We start from the raw sequence: 6,755 nt of genomic DNA on the forward strand, positions 1-6,755 counted from the left end.
TAGAACACCGCAGCTCCTTTGGTGTCTTCGCGCCTCGTCGGCCCAGTCCGGCGGGGGGCCTTTTCCTTTGTCCCCTTTTGCGTGGCAGTGATTCCCCATGTCAAAGAAATCCCGCTCCAGGCTCTGGTTCCTGGTCCACAGCTGGCTGGCCCTGCCGATCTGGTTCTTCGTGTTCCTGGTGTGCATAACCGGCACCCTGGCCACAGTGAGCCAGGAGATCGTCTGGCTCACCGACCCGGCCGTGCGTGCCAACCCGCCAGACGGTGACGCCCAGCGCCTGGGCTACGACCAGGTACTCGCGGCCATGCTCCGGCAGCAACCGCAGGCCGCCGTGCGCATGATCAGCGCCCCCAGCGAAAGGCATTTCGCGCTGCGGGTCAGCGTCACCTATCCGGACAGCGCAACCGCCATGCTCTACGTGAATCCCTACACCGGGGTCATCCAGGGCAAGATGCCGCTGTTCGACTTCCGTCAGTTCACCCGCGCCCTGCACGGCTGGTGGCTGGTGCCGTTCAACCACGGCTACAGTTGGGGCTGGTACCTGGTGTCGCTGCTCGGCCTGCCGATGCTGGCTTCGCTGGTCACCGGCCTGGTGGTCTACAAGCGCTTCTGGCGCGGCTTCCTCAAGCCGACCCTGCGCCTGCGCCAGGGCGCGCGGATCTTCTGGGGCGACATGCACCGGCTGATGGGCCTCTGGTCGATCTGGTTCATCGCGGTGATCTCCATCACCGGCATCTGGTTCCTGATCCAGGCGGTGCTCTACGACAACAGCATCTCCCTCTCCAGCGAGGGCGTGCCGACCATCATCCAGCGCGACAGCATTCCACTGGGCGAGAACGGCGCCGCGCCGCCGCGCATCGGCCTGGACGCCGCCGTGCTGGCTGCCCAGCAGCGCATTCCGGGCTTTGAGCCGAACTTCTTCCGCCTGCCCACCAGCGCCTACGACCCGGTGACGATCTTCGGCAAGGCCTGGGACCCGCTGATGTCCGAAAGCGCCCAGGTGAACCCCTACGACGGCAGCGTGGCCTCGACCCGCCTGCTGGCCGACCGCTCGGGCCTCGAGTTCGTTACCGAGTCCATGCGCCCGCTGCACACCGGCGACTTCGGCGGCGTGTGGGTCAAGCTGATCTGGTTCGTGTTCGGCCTGATCCTCAGCATGATGGTGCTCAGCGGCCTGATGATCTGGAGCAAGCGCACCCTGATCGCCACCGCCAAGGAACTGAAGAAGCAGAAAGCCGGCGAGCGGATCACCGTCGCGGCCACCCCGAAGGCCATCCAATGAGCGGCCACAGCAAGCTGCGCCGCCAGTGGCTGCGCTGGCGGTTCCACCTCAGCGCCCTGCTGGTGCTGATCCCGCTGGGCTTCATGCCCCACTATTTCCACGAAGCGAAGCTGGACCGCGGCCTGCGTGGCCTGGGCGAGCGCGAGTTCGGCGCCGTGCAGGTCGGACCGTGGACCGCGCGCATGGCCGAATGGGAAGTGGGCGAACCGGAGGACGAAGGCCGCGCGGGCTTCGTCAAGGCCTTTACCCTGGCCTTCTGCGACAGCTGTTCTGCACAGGTGAAGGCCGCCTACCTGCGCATCGGCGAACCGCGCAGCCTGCGCGCCGCCGGTGGCCTCTTCACCGGCACGCCGCACCAGTTGTTCGCCGAGGTCACCATCCCGGCCCGCGTCACCCCGAGCGACCAGCTGTGGCTGACGGTGGAAGGCTGGGACGGCGCCGTGCACCACGCGCAGGTCCCTCTCGACAAGGCCTCGCCCTCGCTGGTGGCCTGGCTGGAAAAGACCCGGAGTACTCCATGAAAGCGATTCTCTCCTGCAGCGCCTTGCTGCTGGGCCTCACCCTCAGCGCCAGCGCCCTGGCCCATGCGCCCTTCTGCGAATGCAAGGCGCTGGATGCCGAGACCATCCGCTGCGTTGGCGGCTTCACCGACGGCAGCGCCGCACCGGGCGTAACCCTGGACGTGATGAGCGCTGCCGACAACAAAGTGCTGCTGCCCGGCAAGCTCGGCGCAGACTCCAGCCTGACCTTCAAGCGGCCAAGCGGGGACTTCTACATCCTCTTCGACGTCGGGCCAGGCTATATGGTCGAGGTCGAGCCGAGCGAGATCAAAGGCAGCTGAACGGCGGCCCGGAGCTCCGTCTCCCGGCCGCAACCCATCAGGTGGTGGACGATCCGGGCAACACGATGGCGGCCGGCATGTGCCGCGGGTCATTTCTCGCCAGCAGGTAGTAAGCCAGCGCCGGCAGCAACAGCCCGATCAGCCAGGAGATGTCCACGCCACCGAGCACTTCCACCAGCGGACCGGTGTAGAAACTGCTGTCGATGAAGGGCATCTGCACCAGAACACCGAAGCAGTAGACGCCGATGCCGGTCCAGTTCCAGCGACCATAGCGGCCATCAGGATCGGAGAGTGCCGGGATGTCGTAGCGCTCACGCGTGATGCAGTAGTAGTCCACCAGGTTGATCGCGCTCCATGGGGTGAAGAACGCCAGCAGGAACAGCAGGAAGGACTTGAACGCGGCCAGGAAGGAGTGCTGCCCCGCCAGCGCCAGGCCGGTGGACAGGCCGACGATCAGCAGCACGAACAGCAGACGCTGCAGGCGCGAGACTTCAAGATGGCCGCGGAAGCCGCTGATGATGGTCGCGATGCACATGAAGCTGCCATAGGCGTTCAGCGTGGCGATGGTGACCTTGCCGAACGCCACGCTGAAGAACAGAGCAGCCGCCATCATGCCGCTTGCCCCCAGCCCGACCACGTAGGCCACCGGCTGGCCGGAGAAAGCCTTGCCGGCCAGTGCCGCGGCGAACACACCGAGCACCATCGATGTCTGCGAACCGATCACCGAGCCCAGGCCCACGGCGAGGAACGTCTTGCGCGACGAGGTGCGGCTGGGCAGGTAGCGCGAGTAGTCCGCCACGTAGGGCCCGAAGGCAATCTGCCAGGAGGCTGCAAGGGAAACCGCGAGCAGGAAGGTATTCCAGGCGAAGTGGCGGTTCTCCAGCAGCACGCCAATGTCGTTGACCGACAGCAGGCGCACGAACAGGTAGGCGAAAGCGACGATACCCAGCACGCTGGCGGCCTTGCCCAGCAGATGGATCACCTGGTAGCCGCACACCGTCACCACGACGATGACCGCCGCGAACAGCAGGATGCCCAGCGTATCGCTGACGTGGGCCAACTGGCCGATGGCCTGGCCGGCGAGCACCGTGCCGGTGGCGTTGAAGCCGACATACATCACGCACACCAGCACCAGCGGAATGACCGCGCCAAACACGCCGAACTGCACGCGGCTGGAGATCATCTGCGGCAGGCCCAACTTGGGCCCCTGCGCGCCGTGCAGAGCCATTACCACGCCACCGAAGACCTGGCCGATGAACAGGCCGATCAGCGACCAGAACACGTCGCCGCCCAGCACCACGGCCAGGGCGCCGGTGACGATCGCGGTGATCTGCAGGTTGCAGCCGAACCACAGGGTGAACTGACTGAACAATCGGCCATGCCGCTCGGCCTCGGGTATGTAATCGATGGAGCGAGTTTCGATCAGGGACTTACCAGCCATGGGGCTTTCTCCTCGCGCACGACCGGACACCCGGCGCGCGGTTGTTGTTATGCACAGCGTTTCCTGATTCGCCGGGGCGGCCCGCGCGGCCGCCCCGTACCTGCCGTCAATGGCGGGCGGCATCCAGCACGGCGCGGGAGATGATGATCTTCTGCACCTCGGAGGTTCCCTCGAAGATCCGCAGGATCCGCGCGTCGCGCACGAAGCGCTCCAGCGGCAGGTCGCGGATATAGCCGTAGCCGCCGTGCAGTTGCAGCGCGGCATCGGTGATGAAGCCGCAGGCCTCGGCGGCGAACAGCTTGGCGGTGGCCGACTCGAGGCTGAAGCGCTCGCCGCTGTCGCGCCGCGCCGCCGCCTGCATGGTCAACAGGCGCGCCGCTTCGAACTGCGCGTGCATGTCGGCGATGCGCCACTGGGTGCCCTGGTAGGCCGACAGCGGCTTGGGCCCGATCTGCCGTTCGTCCACCCACTTCAGCGCGTACTCCATCGCTGCGCGGGCGATCCCTAAGGACATGGCGGCAACCTCAACACGGCCACGGTCGAGGACTTCCATGGCGGTGCGGAAGCCCTGGTTTTCCTCGCCCAGCAGCGCTTCGGCGGGCAGCCAGCAATCCAAGGCCAGCTCGTAGATGGTGCTGCCGCGCAGGCCCATGGTCTTTTCCGGGTTGGCGAAGGTGACGCCGGCGGTGCCCTTGGGAATCATGAAAGCGCTGATGCCACGGGCGCCAGCCTCAGGATCGGTCTTGGCATAGAGCACGATGAAGTCGGCTTCGCGGGCGTTGGTGATGTAGTGCTTGCTGCCACGGATACGCCAGCCGCCTTCTTCACGCACGGCGCGGGTACGCATGTCCGCCGGGTTGGAGCCGGCCGCCGGCTCGGTCAAGCCGAAGGCGCCCAGCAGCTCGCCCGATGCGCAGCGCGGCAGCCATTCCTGGCGCTGCTGCTCGCTGCCGCCGATGAGGATCGAGTCGGTGGCGAGGAAGTGCGCGGTGAGTGCCGAGGCGGTGGAGGCGCAGGCGGCGGACACCGCTTCGACCACCCGGCTCATGGCGAGGCTGCCGATGCCGAAGCCTCCATAGTTCTCCGGCAGGTTGATGCCCATGAAGCCCAGTTCGCCAAGGGCCTGCAGGCTTTCGGCGCAGAAGCTCTCTTCTTCGTCGTAGCGTTGCGCGTTGGCGACCAGCACATCGCGGCAGACGCGCTCGGCCGAGTCGACGATGGCCAGTTCGGTGGCGTCGATTGCAAAGTTCATTGGACAGCTCCAGCACGGTTATCGAGGCCGAACACGGCATTGGCTTCGCCCAGGCGAGGCGCGCGCGTGGCGGCATGGGGCTTGCGCCCGTTGAAGTAGACAGGTTGCGGCACCAGCGGCGACTGGCCGTCGGCCGGCTGTACCAGCAACTGGCGCACCTGCGCCTGCTCGCTACCGGTGGCCTCCGCGAGGTTCCACACCGGCGACGCCGGGACACCGGCATCGAGCAGCAGGTCGCAGGCCTGCTCGACGCTGCGCGCACCGGTCCAGCGCTCGATCTCGGCGCGCAAGGCCTGTTCGTTGCGGGTGCGCGAGGGGTCATCGGCGAAGCGCGGATCAAGCGCCAGTTCGGCGCGGCCAATGCTTTCGCAGAAGCGTCGGAACAGCTTGTCGCTGGCTACCGCGATCACCACCAGGCCATCGGCGGCGCGGTAGGTATCGAACGGCGTGGACACCGGGTGGCGGTTGCCCACCAGCCCCGGCGCGCGGCCGTGGGCGAACAGGTTGGAGAGGCCGGTCATCTGCAGGCTGACCAGCACGTCGAACATGGCGACATCGATGTACTGCGCGCTGCTGCCCTGGTGCTCGCGGGCGAACAGCGCGCTGCTGATTGCCCAGGCTGCATAAACGCCGGCGCACAAGTCACCCAGCGCCTCGCCGCTGCGGGTCGGCCCGGTTTCGGGGAAGCCGCTGACGCTCATCAGCCCGGACATCGCCTGGGCGACGATGTCGTAGGCCGGGCGGCGCGACAGCGGGCCGTTCTGGCCGAAGCCGGAGATGCTCGCGTAGATCAGCTTCGGGTTGTGCTGGCGGAGGCTGTCGAAGTCGATGCCCAGGCGCTGGGTGACGCCGGGGCGGAAGTTCTCCACCACCACATCGGCATCGGCCACCAGCTGGTAGAAGCGCTGCAGGTCCGCGGGCGCCTTGAAGTCCAGTTCGACACTGCGCTTGCCGCGGTTGATCAGGCCGAAGTAGATGCTCTCGCCATCCTTGAACGGGCCGAGGTGGCGACTGTCGTCGCCATGTTCCGGCACTTCGAACTTGATCACCTCGGCGCCGAGGTCGGCGAGCATGGCGGTGCAGTGCGGCCCGGCCAGTACCCGGCTGAGGTCCAGCACGCGCACGCCCATCAGCGGCTGTGGAGTCGGCAGTTCAGTCACGTTGTTCATGGTTTGGCCCTCAGCCGGTGATCATCGGCAGGTTCAGGCCCTGCTCCTTCGCGCAGTCGATGGCGATCTGGTAGCCAGCGTCGGCGTGACGCATCACGCCGGTGCCTGGGTCGTTGGTCAGCACGCGGGCGATGCGCGCCGCCGCTTCGTCGGTGCCGTCGCAGACGATCACCATCCCCGAGTGCTGCGAGAAGCCCATGCCCACGCCGCCGCCGTGGTGCAGCGAAACCCAGGTGGCGCCGCTGGCGGTGTTCAGCAGGGCGTTGAGCAGCGGCCAGTCGGACACGGCGTCGGAGCCGTCCTGCATGGCTTCGGTCTCGCGGTTCGGGCTGGACACCGAGCCGGAGTCGAGGTGGTCGCGGCCGATCACGATCGGCGCCTTCAGCTCGCCGCTGCGGACCATTTCGTTGAACGCCAGGCCGAGCTTGGCGCGCTGGCCCAGGCCGACCCAGCAGATGCGCGCCGGCAGGCCCTGGAAGCTGATGCGCTCGCGGGCCATGTCCAGCCAGCGGTGCAGGTGGGCGTCGTCCGGGATCAGCTCCTTCACCTTCGCGTCGGTCTTGTAGATGTCCTCGGCGTCGCCGGACAGCGCGGCCCAGCGGAACGGACCCACGCCACGGCAGAACAGCGGACGGATGTAGGCCGGGACGAAGCCGGGGAAGTCGAAGGCGTTGTCCACGCCCTCTTCCTTGGCCATCTGGCGGATGTTGTTGCCGTAGTCGAAGGTCGGGATGCCCTGCTTCTGGAACGCCAGCATGGCTTTGACGTGC

7 protein-coding genes are annotated in these 6,755 nt (G+C 67.0%); 3 read left to right on the top strand and 4 right to left on the bottom strand.

Annotated elements, in window-relative coordinates; translation table 11 throughout:
- The first annotated feature begins 97 nt into the window (after positions 1-97).
- Genes ACIPK7_RS09655 through ACIPK7_RS09665 form a run of 3 tightly spaced genes read left to right on the top strand, consistent with a single transcriptional unit; the run spans position 98 to position 2,123 of the window.
- Complete coding sequence (locus ACIPK7_RS09655; RefSeq protein ID WP_401087374.1) at positions 98-1,282, top strand: PepSY-associated TM helix domain-containing protein; 1,185 nt, start codon at positions 98-100, stop codon at positions 1,280-1,282.
- Positions 1,279-1,803: a thiamine pyrophosphate-binding protein gene (locus ACIPK7_RS09660; protein ID WP_401087376.1), complete on the top strand. Its 525-nt coding sequence runs from the start codon at positions 1,279-1,281 to the stop codon at positions 1,801-1,803. The genes ACIPK7_RS09655 and ACIPK7_RS09660 overlap by 4 nt, the downstream gene beginning before the upstream one ends.
- Positions 1,800-2,123: a hypothetical protein gene (locus tag ACIPK7_RS09665; RefSeq protein WP_401087378.1), complete on the top strand. Its 324-nt coding sequence runs from the start codon at positions 1,800-1,802 to the stop codon at positions 2,121-2,123. The genes ACIPK7_RS09660 and ACIPK7_RS09665 overlap by 4 nt, the downstream gene beginning before the upstream one ends.
- 37 nt (positions 2,124-2,160) lie before the next feature.
- Here the strand turns inward: ACIPK7_RS09665 and ACIPK7_RS09670 are convergent, their stop codons facing one another.
- The 4 genes from ACIPK7_RS09670 to hutU all read right to left on the bottom strand — a co-directional run.
- The gene (locus ACIPK7_RS09670) at positions 2,161-3,564 is read right to left on the bottom strand and encodes a purine-cytosine permease family protein (protein WP_401087380.1); all 1,404 of its coding nucleotides are present in this window, start codon (positions 3,562-3,564) and stop codon (positions 2,161-2,163) included.
- Between the two features lie 106 nt (positions 3,565-3,670).
- Positions 3,671-4,816: an acyl-CoA dehydrogenase family protein gene (locus tag ACIPK7_RS09675; RefSeq protein ID WP_401087381.1), complete on the bottom strand. Its 1,146-nt coding sequence runs from the start codon at positions 4,814-4,816 to the stop codon at positions 3,671-3,673.
- Positions 4,813-5,985, bottom strand: coding sequence for a CaiB/BaiF CoA-transferase family protein (locus tag ACIPK7_RS09680; RefSeq protein ID WP_192436165.1), 1,173 nt, complete (start codon positions 5,983-5,985; stop codon positions 4,813-4,815). Before ACIPK7_RS09680 ends, ACIPK7_RS09675 begins: the two co-directional genes overlap by 4 nt.
- 10 nt (positions 5,986-5,995) lie before the next feature.
- Positions 5,996-6,755 (bottom strand): urocanate hydratase (hutU, locus tag ACIPK7_RS09685; RefSeq protein ID WP_401087384.1); only part of this gene is annotated, 760 nt, incomplete at its 5' end.

It is taken from the genome of Pseudomonas sp. NPDC086581, assembly GCF_044746165.1.
Taxonomy (GTDB): domain Bacteria; phylum Pseudomonadota; class Gammaproteobacteria; order Pseudomonadales; family Pseudomonadaceae; genus Pseudomonas.